Genomic DNA, 17,342 nt, shown 5'->3' with positions numbered 1-17,342 from the left:
GGGAAGGTGATCACTGAAGTTCAAGTCAGTTCACCCAAAGGTATGGTCCCGATCGTCAGGCCGAGGGAAAGTACCAGGCCTACGCCCAAGGCGAGACCACCGCCGACGAACAGCACTGTGCGAACAACCGGCAACGTGGTACGAGCTGCGATCGCCGCGGCGATTCCCGTGACGAGCAGCCACACGACAGCGAGCAGGAATGATCCGATCTGGATTCCGAACAGGGCCTCGTCCGCATGCAGGGCAGCGGTATCGCCGTACTCCGCGGCCGCGGCGCTGTAGCTCTGGTACTCATCGATGCTCAGTGCGAGCAGGACCGAGAGGAAGAACGCCGGCACGAGCCCGGCAACAGCCAGGATGATTATCCACCTGATCCCGGTCGACGATCTGCGCTGATTCGTGCGGTCGGGCAGCGGTTTCACATCTGGCATGTTCGGGAGCATATCGAGGAGCAACCGGGTACTTGATCGCGACCGCTGTTATCCATCAGCGGGCAGTTTCGCTCGCAGGATGGCGGTGCGCGACCCGAAGCCGTACCCGCGCTTCAACGACCGCGACTACGCGGCGTTCGTCGAGGACGACACCGGCATCCGCTTCGAGTTCAGGTTCAACCCACCGCGCGAAGCGGTCGCGGGCCGAGGCCGGTCCTCGGCCTCAGGCGGGCTCTCGCCGCGTATGCACCATCCGCCAGTTGACGGGTGCCCAGGTGGCGCCGTCGTCGAACGAGAAGTCCTGCTCCCAGACGGGATTCGGGCCATCGGTGTCGAGCCAGCGGAATCGAGCGAGGAACGCGGTGCCACGGTGCTCCGCAGGGCCGATGAACGTGCCGACGCCACGGTCGAAGCGGCCCCGTACTGGGTCGTCGAGCACACCCGGGCGCGAGGCCGACGCCCACCAGATCGACCACTCGTCGGTCTCGGGCGAGTGGAGGCGCAGCGAGTAGCCGTCGAACGCCGTGCCGTCGGCGAGCGTTCCGCGGGTCTGGTCGGCCGTGCCGAGGCCGCCGAGGATGCTTTCGACCTCGGCGACGGATGCGAACTCGACCCAGGTGGTGCAGTCGGGATCGAGCGGATCGGTCAGCCGCCGGTGCTGCACCGACCAGGTGCCGAGGAGGAAGTCGAAGTCAGTCGCACTCATGGTCGGACGGTATCGGGTGCCGCCGACATGATGCGGCAACTGTCGTGTGCTCGCCCCGACAGCTCTCGGTTCAACGCATCGGCGACCGCGGCCCGGAGAGCGGGCACCGTCTCAGCCTCGAACCACGGATTGCGCTGCTGCCAGGCGATGTTGCGCGGGGACGGGTGCACGACGGGGAAGACCTCTGGCCCGTAGTCGCGCCAGTGGCGAACGGTCTCGGTCAGCGTCGGCCGCCGCTCGGGCAGGTAGGCGCGCTGGGCGTGGGCGCCGACGAGCACGGTCAGCCGAAGGTTCGTGAGCTGCGAGAAGAGCAGCGGATGCCACGTGGCCGCGATTCCCCGTCGCGGCGGCAGATCGCCCGAGGCCGCCTTGCCCGGGAAGTAGAAATCCATCGGCACGATCGCGAACGCACTCGGGTCGTGGAAGGTCGCGCGATCGACACCGAGCCACCGGATGAGGGTGTCGCCGCTGGCATCGTTCCAGGGGGTGCCCGACTCCTGCGCCCGACGCCCCGGAGCCTGACCGACGAGCAGGACGCGCGACTCGGGCGCCGCCGCGAAGACGGGCTGCCAGCCGAGTTCGGTGAAGCGCGCATTCTCCGCATCGGCGACGATCGCGTCGCGTATCCGCCGGATCTCGTCGGTCATGGTCGTTTCAGAGTACGGCGAAGGGGTGGATGCCTGTGACATCCACCCCTCGTCGTTGCCAACGCTGGCGGGCTAGCCGCGTGAGGGTCATGCACGTCGCGCCACCACGACGCGAAACCCCCACGCGCGCCGCCCTATAGCAGGTCCGTCAGCGGACGTCCGGTGGCGGATCGGCTTCCGGGCGCAGCGTGGGTCGTACGAGCCGCGGGCTGCGGACACCGGATAATGAAGCATGTCCTCCTCCGTTGAACGCCGCTCCAATCCGGCTGCCTGGGCCGCGTTCTGGTTCGCGCTGGCCGGCCTCGTGCTCATGCCCATCCCGCTGTTCATCGGGCTGATCCTCGGCGGCGGCCTCTCGATCGTCGCCGCAATCCTCGCAGTGATCGCCCTCTTCAAGGGGCTCGCCCGCGGCGGCAAGGGCATCGCGCCCGTCGTGTTCGCCGCGATCTTCATCGCGCTCACGTGGGGCGGCATCTCGGTCGGGGGCGGCATCGTCTGGTAGGTCGACCGGCCCGATGATAGTCGATAGAACCCTCGTATTCGAGACACCCGAGTTCTGCCCACTAAGCCGTGTTGCTCAAGCCCACTGGCGTGTTTCGACGCGTGGCAGTCGTGTCCTTCCGTGAGTGCGTCCTAGGCTGACGACGTTCGAGTAGATCCGGGGGACATCGATGACGGTTCAGCAGAGAGTGACGACGGCCTACGCGGCAGAGGTAGCGAGGCTGGCGTACTTGTGGGGATGGCCGTTGGCGAATATCCACAATCGGCGCGTGTTCATGGAGCAGCTACCAGGCCCGGGTTTGTTGGCCGGTATCGTGCCCGCGGGTCCGCCGAATCATGTCGGCATGCTGCACGACTACATCCGGCCGGAGGAGCGGATCGTGGCGTGCCCGAACCAGGATGTGGTCTACGGGTTCGGCCCATTGGACGCGAACCTCGGCCCCGCCGTTGTCCAGGTCCCCGATTTCGGCGACCGGTTCTGGGTGTATCAGGTCGTCAACCAGCGCACCGACTCGTTCGTCGAGCTCGGGAAGATGTATGGCACGAAGCCGGGCCACTATCTGCTTGCTCCGGAGGGCTGGGATGGAGCGGTGCCGGACGGGATCGCAGGGGTGTTCCGGTACGACACGCGGTGCGGGGTGGTGATCCCGCGCGTGTTCATGGACGATACGCCCGAGGACCGAGAGTCCGTACAGCCGTTCCTCAACCAGATCAGCGTGTATCCGCTGGCGGACTTCGACGGGACGATGAAGGTCACCGACTGGTCACAGGCGCCGGCGTTTGGTGAGGCCAACGCGACATCCGGGCAGGAGGAGACGCAGTGGGTCGACCCGACCACGTTCTTCGCCTCATTCGGTGAGGTGCTGGATGAGGTCCCCCCGCTGCCCGGCGAGGAGGCCATGTATTCGTGGTTCCGTGCCGTCCTGGCGGCAGCTGAGAACGACGATGAGATCGCCGCCGCGTGCCGTCAGGCCGCGATCGACGCGGACCCGGTGGCGAAGGAGTTGTTCGAGTTCCGCAACTACGGCATCCCGGTCGCCCACAACTGGACCACGCAGCGCAACGGCGCCCAGTTCGGCACCGACTACCTCATGCGCCTGGCCGTCGGTAAGTCGAACATTTTCGTCAACACGCCCACCGAGACCACCTACTTCTACCAGGACCTCGACGCGGACGGTGAGCGCCTCGACGGCACCCGCACCTACACGGTGCGGTTCGAGAAGGACCAGCTGCCGCCCGTGCGCGGCTTCTGGTCGCTGACGGTCTACAACAAGCATCACTTCTTCCATCCCAACGACCTCGACCGGTACTCGCTGGGCACGAAGAACAAGGACCTCACCTTCGGGGACGACGGCTCCCTCACGCTCCTCGTCGGCGGTGATGCACCACAGGATGAGGGCCTGCATTCGAACTGGCTCCCCGCCCCCGCCGAGGAGTTCTCCGTCTACCTGCGCACCTACTGGCCGGACGACAGCATCCTCGACGGCACGTGGGCACCTCCCGCCGTCACCCCTGTGTAGGCAGCGTCGATCGGTGTGGTCTGGAGCCGGTGCAGGGTCACGGCGAGACAGAGCCCGGCGTGGTAGTTCCGGGCGGTCTTGTCTGAGCGCATCGCATGCCGCGCCACTGTTGAGCTTGTTGAAGCAGCGTTCCACGACGGTGGCGGAGCACTGCCATCCGCCAGCGAAGGAAACAGCCCCGCGACATCCGTTCGTGCTCGCCGCTCGCGGCCGCGCCGGAGCATAGCGTCGATCGGCGCGCGGAACCGATTGTGACGCAGCATTGCCGCGATTGACCCCGTGTTGCCTTCCTTGCCGTGATGTGACGACGCGCGCCCCGGCCTCGCACGAACCCGCCTAGCCTCGGTCGAAACCCGCAGTCCCGCGGTGACCGAGGAGAGACATGACGCAGGAGACGATCGAAGCGCCGGCCCGGCCGGCAGCTCGTTCCGGCGAGCGTGCGCCGCGTCCGGCGAGCCGTCCGCACGGGCAGTGGAAGGTCGACGGCACGGCACCGCTCAACGCCAACGAGGTGTGGAAGCAGGAGGACGGCGGCCTCGCCGTGCGCGAGCGCATCGAGAAGGTCTACGCGGCGAGCGGGTTCCAGAGCATCGACCCGACCGATCTGCACGGACGGTTCCGGTGGTGGGGCCTCTACACGCAGCGCAAGCCCGGCATCGACGGCGGCAGGACCGCCACGCTCGAGCCGCACGAGCTCGAAGACGAGTACTTCATGCTGCGCGTCCGCATCGACGGCGGGCAGCTCACGACCGAGCAGTTGCGGGTCATCGGCGGCATCTCGACCGAGTTCGGGCGCGACACCGCCGACCTCACCGACCGGCAGAACGTGCAGCTGCACTGGATCCGCGTCGAGGACGTGCCCGAGATCTGGCGCCGGCTCGAGGCCGTCGGACTCGGCACCACCGAGGCGTGCGGTGACGTGCCCCGCGTCGTCCTCGGCTCCCCGGTCGCCGGCATCGCCGCCGACGAGCTCATCGACCCGACGCCGCAGATCGACGAGATCACGAGCCGCTTCATCGGCGACGAATCGCTCGCGAACCTGCCGCGCAAGTTCAAGTCGGCCATCACCGGCCACGCCAGCCAGGACGTCGTGCACGAGATCAACGACGTCGCGTTCGTCGCGGTCGAGCACCCGTCGCTGGGCATCGGGTACGACCTGTGGGTCGGCGGAGGCCTGTCGACGGCGCCGCGGCTGGCCGAGCGACTCGGTGTGTTCGTGTCGCCCGACCGCGTGGCCGATGCGTGGCACGGCGTCGCGCAGATCTTCCGTGACTACGGCTACCGGCGCCTGCGCAACAAGGCACGCCTGAAGTTCCTGCTCGCCGACTGGGGCACGGAAAAGTTCCGCGACGTGCTCGAGACCGAGTACCTCGGCTACGCCCTGCCCGACGGCCCGGCCGCGCCGAAGCCGGTGGCGCAGGGCGATCACGTCGGCGTGCACCGGCAGAAGGACGGACGGTTCTACGTCGGCGCGACGCCCATCGTCGGTCGTGTGTCGGGCCCGATCCTGTCGCGGCTCGCAGACCTCGTCGAGGCCCACGGGTCGACCCGGCTGCGCACCACGCCGCACCAGAAGGTCGTCATCCTCGACATCCCCGAGGACCGGGTCGAGTCGCTCATCGAGGGCCTCGACGAACTGGGCCTGTCGGCCCGACCGAGCCTCATCCGCCGCGGCACGATCGCGTGCACGGGCATCGAGTTCTGCAAGCTCGCGATCGTCGAGACCAAGGCGTACGCGACGGCTGCGGTGCTCGACCTCGAAGAGCGGCTGGCCGCCTTCGACCTGCCGCACCCGATCAGCCTGCACGTGAACGGATGCCCCAACTCGTGCGCGCGGATCCAGACCGCCGACATCGGGCTCAAGGGCCAGCTCATCATGGACGACTCGGGCGAGCAGGTTCCCGGCTACCAGGTGCACCTCGGCGGCGGGCTCGCCTCGCGCGACCGCGACGAAGCCGGTCTCGGCCGCACCGTACGCGGCCTGAAGGTGACCGCCGACGGCATCGCCGACTACGTCGACCGTGTCGTCACCCGCTTCCTCGACGAGCGTGACGCCGCGGCCGACGAGACGTTCGCCGAGTGGGCGCACCGAGCCGACGAGGAGGCCCTGCGATGAGCGCGCGAAACGTCGGTCGGGCGCCGGAGGAGCGCATGGAGACCACCACGGGTCTCGATACGGGGGCTTCGCGCCCTACTCGACCGACGGGATTGCGGTCGCGCGACGAGCTGCGGGCCCTCGCCGAGGCGGGCAACCTCGAGCTCGGCAGCAGCACCGCCCACGAGGCATCCGCCGGCGACGTCGTCGCCTGGGTCGCAGAGCATTTCGCGACGGATGCCGCAGCGGTGGCCTGCTCGATGGCCGACGCCGTGCTGCCGCACGTCATCGCCGAGCAGCTGCCCGGTGTCGACGTGCTGTTCCTCGACACCGGATACCACTTCCCCGAGACGTACGTGACGCGCGACGAGGTCGCCCGCGCCCTCGACGTGCGCATTGTCGACGTGCTGCCCGAGCAGACCGTCGCCGAGCAGGACGCCGAGTTCGGAGCCGAGCTCTTCGCGAGAGACCCGGGCCTGTGCTGCGCCCGCCGCAAGGTCGAGCCGTTGCAGCGCGCGCTCGGCGGGTACGAGGTGTGGTTCACGGGCGTGCGCCGCGAGGAGGCACCGACCCGCTCGAACACGCCCCTCGTGCAGTGGGACGAGCGCAACGGACTCGTGAAGGTCAACCCGCTCGCGGCGTGGACGTTCGACGAGCTCCTCGACTACGCCGGCGCGCACCAGGTGCCCGTGAACCTCCTGATGTCGCACGGCTACCCCTCGATCGGCTGCGAGCCGTGCACGAAGCCCGTCGCCGCGGGCGAAGACCCGAGGTCGGGCCGTTGGGCCGGCCTCGCGAAGACGGAATGCGGGTTGCACCTATGAGCGAGACCACGACACACCCGCGGGTTGAGGAGGTCGCGCAGCGACCGTCTCGAAACCCGTCTGCGCAGGCGGGTTTCGAGACGCGTCCTTCGGTCGCTCCTCAACCCGCGAGTCGGGCGCTCTCCACGCTCGACGCCCTCGAGTCGGAGTCGATCCACATCATCCGCGAGGTGGTGGCCGAGTTCGAGCGGCCCGTGCTGTTGTTCTCGGGTGGCAAGGACTCCGTGGTCGTGCTGCACCTTGCCGCGAAGGCGTTCTGGCCGGCGAAGGTGCCGTTCCCGGTGCTGCACGTCGACACGGGGCACAACTTCCCCGAGGTCATCGACTTCCGCGACCGCACGGTCGAGCGCCTCGGGCTCCGGCTCGACGTGGCCGCCGTGCAGGACTACATCGACGACGGCCGCCTGCAGGAGCGCGCCGACGGCACCCGCAATCCGCTGCAGACCCAGCCTCTGCTCGACGCGATCGCGGCTGGACGCCACGACGCCGTGTTCGGCGGCGCCCGCCGCGACGAGGACAAGGCCCGCGCGAAAGAGCGCATCCTGAGCCTGCGCGACGAGTTCGGCCAGTGGGACCCGCGCAACCAGCGTCCCGAGCTCTGGGACCTCTACAACGGGCGCCACACCGTGGGCCAGCACGTGCGGGCATTCCCGATCTCGAACTGGACCGAGCTCGACGTGTGGCGCTACATCGAGCGCGAGGGCATCGAGCTGCCGCCGCTCTACTACGCACACGAGCGCGAGGTGTACCGCCGCGACGGCATGTGGCGCGCGGTCTCGGAGGTCTCGCCGGCCCTCCCCGGCGAGGCGATCGGGCGCCGCAGGGTGCGCTACCGCACGGTGGGCGACATGAGCTGCACGGGCGCGGTCGAATCCGACGCGGCATCCGTCGCCGACGTCGTGCGCGAGGTGGCCACGTCGACCCTCACCGAGCGGGGCGCGACGCGCGCCGACGACCGCATCTCGGAGGCCGCCATGGAGGATCGCAAGAAGGACGGGTACTTCTGATGAGCGACGCGTTGTTCCGGTTCGCGACGGCCGGCTCGGTCGACGATGGCAAGTCGACCCTCGTGGGCCGCCTGCTGCACGACTCGAAGGCCATCCTCGCCGATCAGCTCGAATCCGTCGCCCGGACGTCGGCCGAGCGCGGCTTCGGCGGCGAGCCCGGCGCGATCGACTTCGCGCTGCTCACCGATGGTCTGCGCGCCGAGCGCGAGCAGGGCATCACGATCGACGTCGCCTATCGATACTTCGCCACGGGTCGCCGGTCGTTCATCCTCGCCGACTGCCCCGGCCACGTGCAGTACACGCGCAACATGGTCACGGGCGCCACCACTGCCGACGCCGTCGTCGTGCTCGTCGACGCGCGCAAGGGCGTGCTCGAGCAGACCCGACGCCACCTCGCCGTCGTGCAGCTGCTTCGCGTTCCGCACGTGATCGTCGCGGTGAACAAGATCGACCTCCTCGACTACGCGGAGGCGGCGTTCACGCGCGTCGCCGACGAGGTCACGGCGCTCACGCGCGAGCTCGGCCTGCCCGGCGCGCACGTCATCCCGGTCTCGGCCCTGGCGGGCGACAACGTCGTGGACCGGTCGGCGAACACGCCCTGGTACGAGGGGCCCGCGCTGCTCGAGCTGCTCGAGGCCCTCCCGTCGCTCGACGAGATCGAGACCGAGCTCGAAGCGCTGCGGATGCCGGTGCAGTTCGTCATCCGCCCGCAGGGCGCACTCGCTCCCGACGTCGCCGACCCCGAGCGCTTCCGCGACTACCGCGCCTTCGCCGGGCGCATCGCCTCGGGCACCGTGCGCGTCGGCGATCCCGTGCAGGTGTTCCCGGGCGGCGCGACGACCACGGTCGTCGGCATCGACGCGGGTCCGCTCGAGCTCGACTCCGCGTCGGCGCCGCAATCGGTGTCGCTTCGGCTCGCCGATGAGCTCGACGCGGCGCGCGGCGCCGTGATCGCGGCATCCGGTTCATTGCCCGTCGCGCGCCGCGAGCTCGACGCGTCGGTCTTCCAGCTCGACCCACGGCCGCTCGTGCCCGGTGCGCGCGTGCTCGTGAAGACCGGCACCTCCACCGCGCAGGCGCTCGTCACGGCCGTGCACGGTCGGCGCGACCTCGCCACGCTCGCGCTCGAGCCGGCCGACCGGCTCGAGGCCAACGATATCGGCCAGGTGGCCCTCAAGCTCTCGGCCGAGCTCCCCGTCGAGCCCTATGCCGACCACCGACGTGCGGGTGCGTTCCTCGTGATCCACCCGCAGGACGGCGCGACCCTCGCGGCCGCGATCGTCACCGACCCCGCCGCACCCGCGACGGGAACCCCCATCCGCACCGCCACCCCAGAAGGAGCAACAGCATGAACGCCACATCCCGCGTCCGTTCCCGCCTCGGCCTGGTCGGCGGAATGATGATGGCCGGTGCGATCGTCGCCTCAGCCGTGCTCACCGGCTGCAGCGCCCAGTCCGCGTCGGGCGAGACCGCTGCGGACGACGCGGCCGCCGCCGGTTCGCCTGCCGAAGAGCTGCGCCTCGGCTACTTCGCCAACGTCACGCACGCGCCGGCGCTCGTCGGCCTCGAGGAGGGCTTGTTCGAGGACGCCCTCGGCGAGACGAAGCTGAGCACCCAGGTGTTCAACGCAGGTCCGGCAGCGATCGAGGCGCTCTCGGCCGGCGCGATCGACGCGACGTACATCGGGCCGAACCCGTCGATCAACACGTTCATCCAGTCGGGCGGTCAGTCGGCGCGCATCGTCGCGGGCGCCGCGACCGGTGGTGCGGCGCTCGTCGTGCGCGACGGCATCGAATCGCCGGAGGACCTCGAAGGCACGACGCTCGCGACGCCGCAGTTGGGCAACACGCAGGATGTCGCGCTGCGCTCGTGGCTCGCCGACGAGGGCTTCGAGACCGACACCACCGGCGGCGGCGACGTGCACATCACGCCGACCGAGAACGCGCAGACCCTCACCCTGTTCCAGCAGGGCGGGCTCGACGGCGCGTGGTTGCCGGAGCCGTGGGTCTCCCGGCTCATCGTCGACGCCGGCGCGCAGGTGCTCGTCGACGAGGCCGACCTCTGGGAGGGCGGGAACTTCCCGACGACCGTGCTGCTCGTGAACGCCGACTTCCTCGCCGAGCACCCACAGACCGTCGAGGCGCTGCTCGACGGCCACCTGGCATCGGTCACCTGGCTCGACGAGAACGCCGCAGACGCCCCCACGGTGATCAACGCCGCCCTCGAGGCCGAGACGGGCAAGCCGCTCGCCGATGAGGTCATCACGCGCGCCCTCGAGCACGTCAGCTTCTCGGTCGACCCGCACGCGGAGACGTTCACGACGCTCGTCGAGAACGGACTTGAAGCGGGCACGCAGAAGGACGGCTCGATCGAGGGGCTCTTCGACCTGCGCCTGCTGAACGGGCTGCTCGAAGGCGACGGCGCCGACCCGGTCTCGGCCGGCGACCTCGGCGAGCAATAGGAGCGGACCATGAGCGGGCAGACGGCCATCCGCATCGAGCACCTCGGCAAGCGCTTCGGCGCCGGCCCCCTCGTGCTCGACGACGTGAACCTCGACATCGGGTCGGGTGAGTTCGTCTGCCTGCTCGGCGCCTCCGGCTGCGGCAAGTCGACGCTGCTGAACCTCATCGCGGGGCTCGATCGGCCGACGACGGGCACGATCGACGCGCCCACCGAAGGCGCCGCCGTGATGTTCCAGGAGTCAGCCCTCATGCCGTGGCTCACCGCCCGGCAGAACGTGGAACTTGCGCTGCGCCTGCGCGGAGTGCCGCGAACCGCCCGTCGCAGCGGAGCACTCGAACTTCTCGACGTCGTCAACCTCGCGGATGCCGCCGAGAAGCGCCCGCACGAGCTGTCGGGCGGGATGCGCCAGCGCGTCGCCCTGGCCCGGGCCCTCGCGCAGGACAGGCCCGTGCTCCTCATGGACGAGCCGTTCGCCGCGCTCGACGCGATCACGCGCGACCTCCTGCACGAGGAGCTCGAGCGCGTATGGCGCCAGACGGGCCGCACCATCGTCTTCGTCACACACAATGTCCGCGAAGCTGCTCGGCTCGGGCAACGGGTCGTCCTCCTGTCGTCCCGGCCCGGCCGAGTCGCGGGCGAGTGGCGCATCGCCGAGACATCCGGGCGCCGCATCGAGTCGCCCGAGGTCGCGGCGCTCTCGATCGAGATCACGGAACAGCTCCGGAAGGAGATCCGCCGAAATGCCGCGTGACACCCTGATTGAAGAAGCCGAGGGTCGAGGAGCGGGTCGAGGAGCGCCGGAGGCGCGTCTCGAGACCCAGCGTCTCGAGACCCAGCGTCTCGAGACCCGGGCGCGCGAGGCCGAGGCGGGTTTCGCGACGCCGCTGCGCGGCTCCTCAACCCACGACCACGACGATCTCCGCAGCCTCGAGGCCGGCCTCGACCGGCTGCAGACCACCGCCGACGGACGGCCCAGCGCCTGGCGCCGCTTCACCACGAGCGTGCTTCCGCCCATCCTCTTCGTCGTCGTGCTGCTCGTCGCCTGGCAGCTCTACGTGGTGATCGCCCAGCCCCGCCCCGATCTCGCCCCAGGCCCGCTCGACGTGGCGGGCGCCATCGGAACCGCGTGGGAGTCGGGTCGCCTGCAGCTGGCCGTGTGGACGAGCCTCGAGCGCGGCGTGCTCGGCTTCCTCATCGCGGTCATCGTCGGCACGCCGCTCGGGCTCCTCCTCGCCGAGGCGAAGCCGCTGCGACGCGCGGTCGGCCCGATCATCTCAGGCCTGCAGGTGCTGCCGTCGGTGGCGTGGGTTCCGGCCGCGATCATCTGGTTCGGCCTCTCGGATGCCACGGTGTACTTCGTCGTGCTGATGGGCGCGGTGCCGTCGATCGTGAACGGCCTCATCGCCGGCGTCGAGCAGGTGCCGCCGCAACTGCGGCGCGTGGGCACCGTGCTCGGCGCCGGACCGGGACGCCTCGCGACGCTCGTGGTGCTCCCCGCCGCGTTGCCGGGCTACGTCGCCGGGCTCAAGCAGGGCTGGGCGTTCTCGTGGCGCTCGCTCATGGCCGCCGAGATCATCACGACCGGCGGCACGATCGGGTTCGGCCTCGGCTCCATGCTCGACCAGAGCCGCGAACTCGCCGACCTCGCGGGGGTGCTCGCCACGATCCTCGTTATCCTCGCGATCGGCATCCTCATCGAGCTCGTGTTCTTCGCCCCGCTCGAGCGCCGGATGCTCCGCCGCCGCGGCCTGCTCGTGGAGCGGGCGCGATGAGCGGGTCTCGATACGGCGCTGGCGCGCCTGCTCGACCGACGGGGCGGGTCACGCTCGTCGGCGCCGGACCCGGCGACGCGGGCCTGCTCACCATCCGCGGGCTACGGGCGCTCGAGGACGCCGACGTGATCGTCGCCGACCGGCTCGGCGCGCGCGGCGTGCTCGACGGACTCGCCGCCGACGGCGTCGAGCTCACCGCCGAGGTCGTCGACGTCGGCAAGCTCCCCGGCCACCACGCTGTGCCGCAGGACTCCATCAACGAGCTGCTCGTCACCCTCGCGCGCGATGGCAAGCACGTCGTGCGCCTCAAGGGCGGCGATCCGTTCATCTTCGGCCGCGGCGGCGAGGAGGTCGCCTTCTGCCGCGACCACGGCGTCGACGTCGAGGTGGTGCCCGGCATCACGAGCGCGATCTCGGTGCCGGCGATCGCGGGCATCCCGCTCACGCACCGCGGCCTCGCCACGACGTTCACCGTGGTCACCGGCCACGACCAGATCCAGTCGCTCGGCGGCGGACGCGACCACACGGTCGTGCTTCTCATGGGCATCGGCACGCTCGCGAACTCCGCGATCACCCTCGGCCGCGGTGAACGCGGCGCCGACTGCCCCGTCGCGATCATCGAGGACGGCTACGGACCCGCCCAGCGGGTCACTGTGGGCACACTCGACACGATCGCGCTGCAGGCCGCGCGTCGCGGCATCCGCTCGCCCGCCGTCGTCGTGGTCGGCGACGTCGTGACCCTCAGCCCGTACGCGCCCCTTCCGTGGGTTGAGGAGGCGCCCCGGCGCCGTCTCGAAACCCGCCGATGAGGTTTCGAGACGTCGCTCCGCTCCCTCCTCAACCCACGGGTTTCGAGACGTCGCTTCGCTCCTCCTCAACCCGCTCCGCCCCCCACCGAAAGGCCATGCCCTCATGACCCTCACCCTTCGCGTCGCGATCGTCGGCGCCGGCCCCGCCGGCATCTACGCCGGCAACATCCTGAACCGCCAGGTCGCCGAGGCCGGCGGCGAGGTCGCGATCGACCTGTTCGAGTCGCTGCCCGCGCCGTACGGGCTCATCCGCTACGGCGTCGCGCCCGACCACCCGCGCATCAAGGGCATCGTCAACTCGCTGCACGAGATGCTCGACGCGGGCACGATCCGGCTCATCGGCAACGTCGAGGTGGGCCGCGATGTCACGGTCGACGAGCTCCGCGACCGCTACGACGCGGTGATCTTCGCCACCGGTGCGCTGAAGGACGCTCCGCTCGACATCCCGGGCATCGACCTGCCGGGCTCCTACGGCGCGGCCGACCTCGTGGCCTGGTACGACGGGCACCCCGACGTGCCGCGCGACTGGCCGCTCGAGGCGGAGTCGATCGCGGTGATCGGCAACGGCAACGTCGCGCTCGACGTCGCGCGAGTGCTCGCGAAGCACCCGAAGGACCTGTTGTCGACGGATGTCCCGGCGAACGTGGTGGCGGGCCTCGAGGCGTCGCCCGTGACCGACGTGCACGTGTTCGGTCGCCGCGGCCCCGGACACGTGAAGTTCACGCCCATCGAGCTGCGCGAGCTCGGCGAGGTGCCCGACGTCGACGTGATCGTGTACGACGACGACTTCGAGCGCGCCCAAGGCGACCCGCATGCCGAGCAGTTGCATGCCTCGAACAACCAGGTCAAGGTCATGACGCGCACCCTGAACGGCTGGCGCAAGTCCGCCGACTGGACCTCGACGGCGTCGCGCCGGCTGCACCTGCACTTCCTGCACGCGCCCGTCGAGGTGCTCGGCGGCGAGCGCGTCGAGGCGGTGCGCTTCGAGCGCACGCGGCCGGTTGGCGACGGCTCCGTCGCGGGCACCGGCGAGTTCGTCGACGTGCCTGTGCAGGCCGTCTACCGCGCGGTCGGCTACGCGAGCTCGCCCGTGCCCGGGGTTCCGTTCGACGAAGACCGCGCGGTCATCCCGAACGACGGCGGCCGGGTGACGGATGTCGCGGGCACGCCGATCCCGGGCGTCTACGCCACCGGGTGGATCAAGCGCGGGCCTGTGGGCCTCATCGGGCACACGAAGGGCGACGCCCTCGAGACCATCACGAACCTGCTGGCGGATGCCGCAGCGGGCGCGCTGCCCGCCCCCACCGTCTCGGCGGGGCCCGACGGCGACGAGGTGCTCGGACTGCTCGAAGGCCGCGACATCCGGTACACCACGTGGGCCGGCTGGCTCGAGCTCGACGCGCACGAGCGCGCCCTCGGCGAGGCATCCGACGCCCCCGTCTCGCGCGAGCGCATCAAGGTCGTGCCGCGCGACGAGCAGGTGGCGATCTCGCGCGCCGGCGCCTTGGTCGCCTCGTGACGTACGTCATCGCGCTGCCCTGCGTCGACGTCAAGGACCGTGCCTGCATCGACGAGTGTCCCGTCGACTGCATCTACGAGGGTGAACGCTCGCTGTACATCCACCCCGACGAGTGCGTCGACTGCGGCGCCTGCGAGCCGGTGTGCCCCGTCGAGGCGATCTACTACGAAGACGACCTGCCCGACATGTGGGCCGACTACTACAAGGCCAACGTCGAGTTCTTCGAGATTTCGACAGGCTCAAGCCAGGCTCTCGGCTCGCCCGGCGGCGCCGCGAAGGTCGGCGTCATCGCCAAGGACCACCCGGTCATCGCCGCGCTGCCGCCCCAGGCGCACTGACCGGCGCACTGAACGCGCACTGTTTCCGCGTGTGACAGCGGCCGCGACATCCGCCGTTCGCGCGCGTATCGTTGCGGAATCGAACCACGAGGAGCCATCATGTCGCACCGCGAGCCGCACGCCGCCACCGAGCCCCGCACGGGCACGGTCATGGGCATGCGCGGCTGCGAGTCGGCGACCGAGTGCTCGAGCGACCGGCCCGGGCACCGACTCAACGCGATGGCGCGCCGGCTCGCCGCGACGACCGCGAGCAAGTGGGTCGACGGATTCGTCGTGTCGACCGACGATGCGGGGTTCGCGACGATCGCCGACTTCGACGGCGGAACGGCGCGGCGCGTCTGGCACCACGACGCGTTCGCGGGCGCACTCCGGGTCGGCGACCCGGTCGCGGTGCACGCGATCTACGGCGTGCTCGCCCGGGGCGCCGAGCGCTTCAGCGTCGCGTACGCCTGAAACGTCGCAGCGACGGATCCGCCCGGGCTCATGCCACCGGCATCGCCTCGCTCATCGAGCCCATCATCTTCTCGAGTGCCATGGCCGCCTGATCGCACGCCATCGCGCACATGCGGCAGTGCTCGCTCATCTCGGCATGCATCATGCACTCGGCCGAGCACGCGCGGCACATCATGATCGTCGTCTGCATCATCGACGACATCACCGCCATGTCCATGCCGTTCATGCGCAGCATCATGCGCATCATCGTGTCGCACATGTCGGCGCAGTTCGCGCACATTCCGGCGCACCGGCCCATGCCCTCGCCCGCGTCGGCGTCGGCGCACATGATGCACGCCTGCGCGCACGCGGAGAGCGCCTCGAGACACTCCTGCATCATCGCCGGATCCATGCCCTTCATGGGCATCTCCGACGACGACATGGCGCCCTTCATCATGTCCATCGTCATGTTCATCTGCACGCTCCACAGCTCCGGGCGGCCGGGCGTCGACGGTGCCGGCGGATGACTCGGCAGCCCTGTTGCCCGTCATGCTACGCCGCGGCTCTCGACCCCAGAAGGGGCGGCGTGTGACGTTCTCGTGAAGTTCCTCGCGCCCCCGCAGCCCGCCCGATCCCGTCACCCCCCGGATCCCGTCACGCCCGATCCCTGCCCGCCCGATCCCGTCACGAAAACAGGAAGACACGCCGCCTCGGTCGCGAAAACAGGAAGCCACGCCGACCGCGGACGTCCGGCTTCCTGTTTTGGCACCGGGCACCGGGCACCGGGCACCGGGCACCGGGCGTCGGCGGATGGGAGAGGGACGATGAGACGCACGAGGGGCCGGATGTCGCGACATCCGGCCCCTCGTCGAGAACGCGCTCAGGCGTCCATGTCGACGTCCTTGGTCTCCTTCGAGACGAGCAGCGCGATGAGCGTGAGCACCGCCATGACCGCCAGGTAGATGCCGACCCAGAACGGGCTGCCGCCGCCGGCCTGCCAGAGCGCGACCGCGATGAACGGGGCGACCGCAGCGCCGAGGATCGACGACACGTTGTACGAGATGCCCGAGCCCGTGTACCGAACATTGGTCGGGAACAGCTCGGGAAGCAGCGCGCCCATCGGCCCGAACGTCATGCCCATGAGCGAGAAGCCCACGACGAGCCAGAGCATGACGCCCCAGAATCCGGCGCCGAGCAGCGGAACCCAGAGCAGTCCGAACACGATGATGCCGAGCGTGACCCAGATGAGTGTCTTGCGGCGGCCCCAACGGTCGGCCCAGGGGCCGGACAGCAGGGTGAAGATGCCGAAGAAGACGACGCCACCGATGAGCATCAGTACGAATGTGCTGTACGAATAGCCGAGTCCGGGCAGTGCGCCCTCGGCGGCCTCGACCGGGGCGCGGCCGTACGAGAGCGAGAACGTGGTCATCAGGTAGAAGAGCACGTAGGTCGCGAGCATGAAGAACGTGCCAAGGATGAGCTGCTTCCAGTAGTTCCGGAACACGCTCGCGAGCGGCAGGCGGGTGAGCTTGCCCTGCTTCGACGCGTTCGAGAACGCGGTCGACTCGACCAGGCGCAGGCGCACCCAGAGACCGACGACGACCATGACGACCGAGAACAGGAACGGGATGCGCCAGCCCCAGTCGAGGAACGCCTGCGACGGCATCGAGGGGTCGTCGCTGGGAAGCATCGCCGCGATGATGAGGAACAGGCCGTTGGCGATGATGAAGCCGATGGGCGCTCCGAGCTGCGGGAAGGTGCCGTACCAGGCGCGCTTGCCCTGGGGTGCGTTCTCGGTCGCCACGAGCGCGGCGCCCGACCATTCGCCGCCGAGGGCGAAGCCCTGCGCGATGCGGAGGATGACGAGCAACAGGGGCGCGAGCCATCCGACCAGTGCGTACGTGGGCAGGACGCCGATCAGGAACGTCGCGATACCCATCGTGAGCAGCGCGCCGACGAGCGTCGCCTTGCGGCCGTGCTTGTCACCCAGGTGGCCGAAGACGACCGCGCCGAGCGGCCGCGCCACCATGGCGGCGCCGAACACCGCGAACGACGAGAGCAGCGCGGTCGTCGCGTCGCCCGCGGGGAAGAACAGGTGGGGGAAGACGAGCACCGCGGCGGTCGCGTAGACGTAGAAGTCGTAGAACTCGATCGTCGTGCCGATGAGGCTCGCGAGGATGACGCGACTGCGCGGATTGGCGGGGCTGGCGGGGGGTGCGACCGTGGTCGCGGATGGTGCGGACATTGCTGACGAGGACTCCAAGAGGGTGCGAAAGAA

The 17,342-nt window shown here is 69.8% G+C and carries 19 protein-coding genes; 14 read left to right on the top strand and 5 right to left on the bottom strand.

Features of this window, described 5'->3' with window-relative positions:
* Window positions 1–20 precede the first annotated feature (20 nt).
* From LQ757_RS17850 to LQ757_RS17840, 3 genes are all read right to left on the bottom strand, one after another.
* Window positions 21–431, bottom strand: coding sequence for a hypothetical protein (locus LQ757_RS17850; RefSeq protein WP_231048619.1), 411 nt, complete (start codon window positions 429–431; stop codon window positions 21–23).
* 223 nt (window positions 432–654) lie between these two features.
* Entirely contained in the window at window positions 655–1,137 is a 483-nt protein-coding gene (locus LQ757_RS17845; protein WP_231048618.1) for a hypothetical protein, read from the bottom strand.
* On the bottom strand, window positions 1,134–1,784 hold the full coding sequence (locus tag LQ757_RS17840) for a uracil-DNA glycosylase family protein (RefSeq protein WP_231048617.1): 651 nt from the start codon (window positions 1,782–1,784) through the stop codon (window positions 1,134–1,136). Before LQ757_RS17840 ends, LQ757_RS17845 begins: the two co-directional genes overlap by 4 nt.
* A 232-nt stretch (window positions 1,785–2,016) precedes the next feature.
* Between LQ757_RS17840 and LQ757_RS17835 the strand changes: the two genes are divergently transcribed.
* The 13 genes from LQ757_RS17835 (at window position 2,017) to LQ757_RS17775 (ending at window position 15,085) form a co-directional block, all read left to right on the top strand.
* The gene (locus tag LQ757_RS17835) at window positions 2,017–2,286 is read left to right on the top strand and encodes a hypothetical protein (RefSeq protein WP_231048616.1); all 270 of its coding nucleotides are present in this window, start codon (window positions 2,017–2,019) and stop codon (window positions 2,284–2,286) included.
* A 274-nt stretch (window positions 2,287–2,560) separates the two neighbouring features.
* A complete protein-coding gene (locus LQ757_RS17830) occupies window positions 2,561–3,805 on the top strand; it encodes a DUF1254 domain-containing protein (RefSeq protein WP_231048716.1) in 1,245 nt (414 codons plus the stop codon).
* Window positions 3,806–4,187: 382 nt separating this feature from the next.
* Window positions 4,188–5,921 (top strand): nitrite/sulfite reductase, encoded by a 1,734-nt coding sequence (locus tag LQ757_RS17825; protein ID WP_231048615.1) that lies wholly within the window; start codon window positions 4,188–4,190, stop codon window positions 5,919–5,921.
* Between the two features lie 35 nt (window positions 5,922–5,956).
* The gene (locus LQ757_RS17820) at window positions 5,957–6,724 is read left to right on the top strand and encodes a phosphoadenylyl-sulfate reductase (protein ID WP_231048715.1); all 768 of its coding nucleotides are present in this window, start codon (window positions 5,957–5,959) and stop codon (window positions 6,722–6,724) included.
* Window positions 6,721–7,731: a sulfate adenylyltransferase subunit CysD gene (gene cysD, locus LQ757_RS17815; RefSeq protein WP_231048614.1), complete on the top strand. Its 1,011-nt coding sequence runs from the start codon at window positions 6,721–6,723 to the stop codon at window positions 7,729–7,731. The genes LQ757_RS17820 and cysD overlap by 4 nt, the downstream gene beginning before the upstream one ends.
* Window positions 7,731–9,083: a sulfate adenylyltransferase subunit 1 gene (locus tag LQ757_RS17810; protein WP_231048613.1), complete on the top strand. Its 1,353-nt coding sequence runs from the start codon at window positions 7,731–7,733 to the stop codon at window positions 9,081–9,083. Before cysD ends, LQ757_RS17810 begins: the two co-directional genes overlap by 1 nt.
* On the top strand, window positions 9,080–10,192 hold the full coding sequence (locus tag LQ757_RS17805) for an ABC transporter substrate-binding protein (protein ID WP_231048612.1): 1,113 nt from the start codon (window positions 9,080–9,082) through the stop codon (window positions 10,190–10,192). Before LQ757_RS17810 ends, LQ757_RS17805 begins: the two co-directional genes overlap by 4 nt.
* Window positions 10,193–10,201: 9 nt before the next feature.
* The gene (locus tag LQ757_RS17800; RefSeq protein WP_231048611.1) at window positions 10,202–10,945 is read left to right on the top strand and encodes an ABC transporter ATP-binding protein; all 744 of its coding nucleotides are present in this window, start codon (window positions 10,202–10,204) and stop codon (window positions 10,943–10,945) included.
* Window positions 10,935–11,966, top strand: coding sequence for an ABC transporter permease (locus tag LQ757_RS17795; RefSeq protein ID WP_231048610.1), 1,032 nt, complete (start codon window positions 10,935–10,937; stop codon window positions 11,964–11,966). Before LQ757_RS17800 ends, LQ757_RS17795 begins: the two co-directional genes overlap by 11 nt.
* Complete coding sequence (gene cobA / locus LQ757_RS17790) at window positions 11,963–12,775, top strand: uroporphyrinogen-III C-methyltransferase (RefSeq protein ID WP_231048609.1); 813 nt, start codon at window positions 11,963–11,965, stop codon at window positions 12,773–12,775. The genes LQ757_RS17795 and cobA overlap by 4 nt, the downstream gene beginning before the upstream one ends.
* Window positions 12,776–12,878: 103 nt before the next feature.
* On the top strand, window positions 12,879–14,294 hold the full coding sequence (locus LQ757_RS17785) for an FAD-dependent oxidoreductase (protein ID WP_231048608.1): 1,416 nt from the start codon (window positions 12,879–12,881) through the stop codon (window positions 14,292–14,294).
* Window positions 14,291–14,632 carry a ferredoxin gene (fdxA, locus tag LQ757_RS17780; protein ID WP_231048607.1) on the top strand — a complete coding sequence of 114 codons (342 nt, stop codon included), beginning with the start codon at window positions 14,291–14,293 and terminating at the stop codon, window positions 14,630–14,632. The genes LQ757_RS17785 and fdxA overlap by 4 nt, the downstream gene beginning before the upstream one ends.
* A gap of 99 nt (window positions 14,633–14,731) precedes the next feature.
* Window positions 14,732–15,085 carry a hypothetical protein gene (locus LQ757_RS17775; protein WP_231048606.1) on the top strand — a complete coding sequence of 118 codons (354 nt, stop codon included), beginning with the start codon at window positions 14,732–14,734 and terminating at the stop codon, window positions 15,083–15,085.
* Window positions 15,086–15,113: 28 nt separating this feature from the next.
* On the opposite strand, the gene LQ757_RS17770 is transcribed toward LQ757_RS17775, so the two are convergent.
* Entirely contained in the window at window positions 15,114–15,413 is a 300-nt protein-coding gene (locus tag LQ757_RS17770; protein ID WP_504751514.1) for a four-helix bundle copper-binding protein, read from the bottom strand.
* On the opposite strand from LQ757_RS17770, the gene LQ757_RS17765 reads away from it, so the two are divergent.
* Entirely contained in the window at window positions 15,322–15,591 is a 270-nt protein-coding gene (locus tag LQ757_RS17765) for a hypothetical protein (RefSeq protein WP_231048604.1), read from the top strand. The genes LQ757_RS17770 and LQ757_RS17765 overlap by 92 nt on opposite strands.
* Before the next feature lie 353 nt (window positions 15,592–15,944).
* Here the strand turns inward: LQ757_RS17765 and LQ757_RS17760 are convergent, their stop codons facing one another.
* Window positions 15,945–17,309, bottom strand: a complete 1,365-nt coding sequence (locus LQ757_RS17760) for an MFS transporter (RefSeq protein WP_231048603.1) — start codon at window positions 17,307–17,309, stop codon at window positions 15,945–15,947.
* Window positions 17,310–17,342 lie beyond the last annotated feature (33 nt).

This window comes from Agromyces cavernae (assembly GCF_021044935.1).
Taxonomy (GTDB): domain Bacteria; phylum Actinomycetota; class Actinomycetes; order Actinomycetales; family Microbacteriaceae; genus Agromyces; species Agromyces cavernae.
Note: the sequence above shows the minus strand (reverse complement) of the source record. Positions and strands in the feature narration are given on the sequence as shown.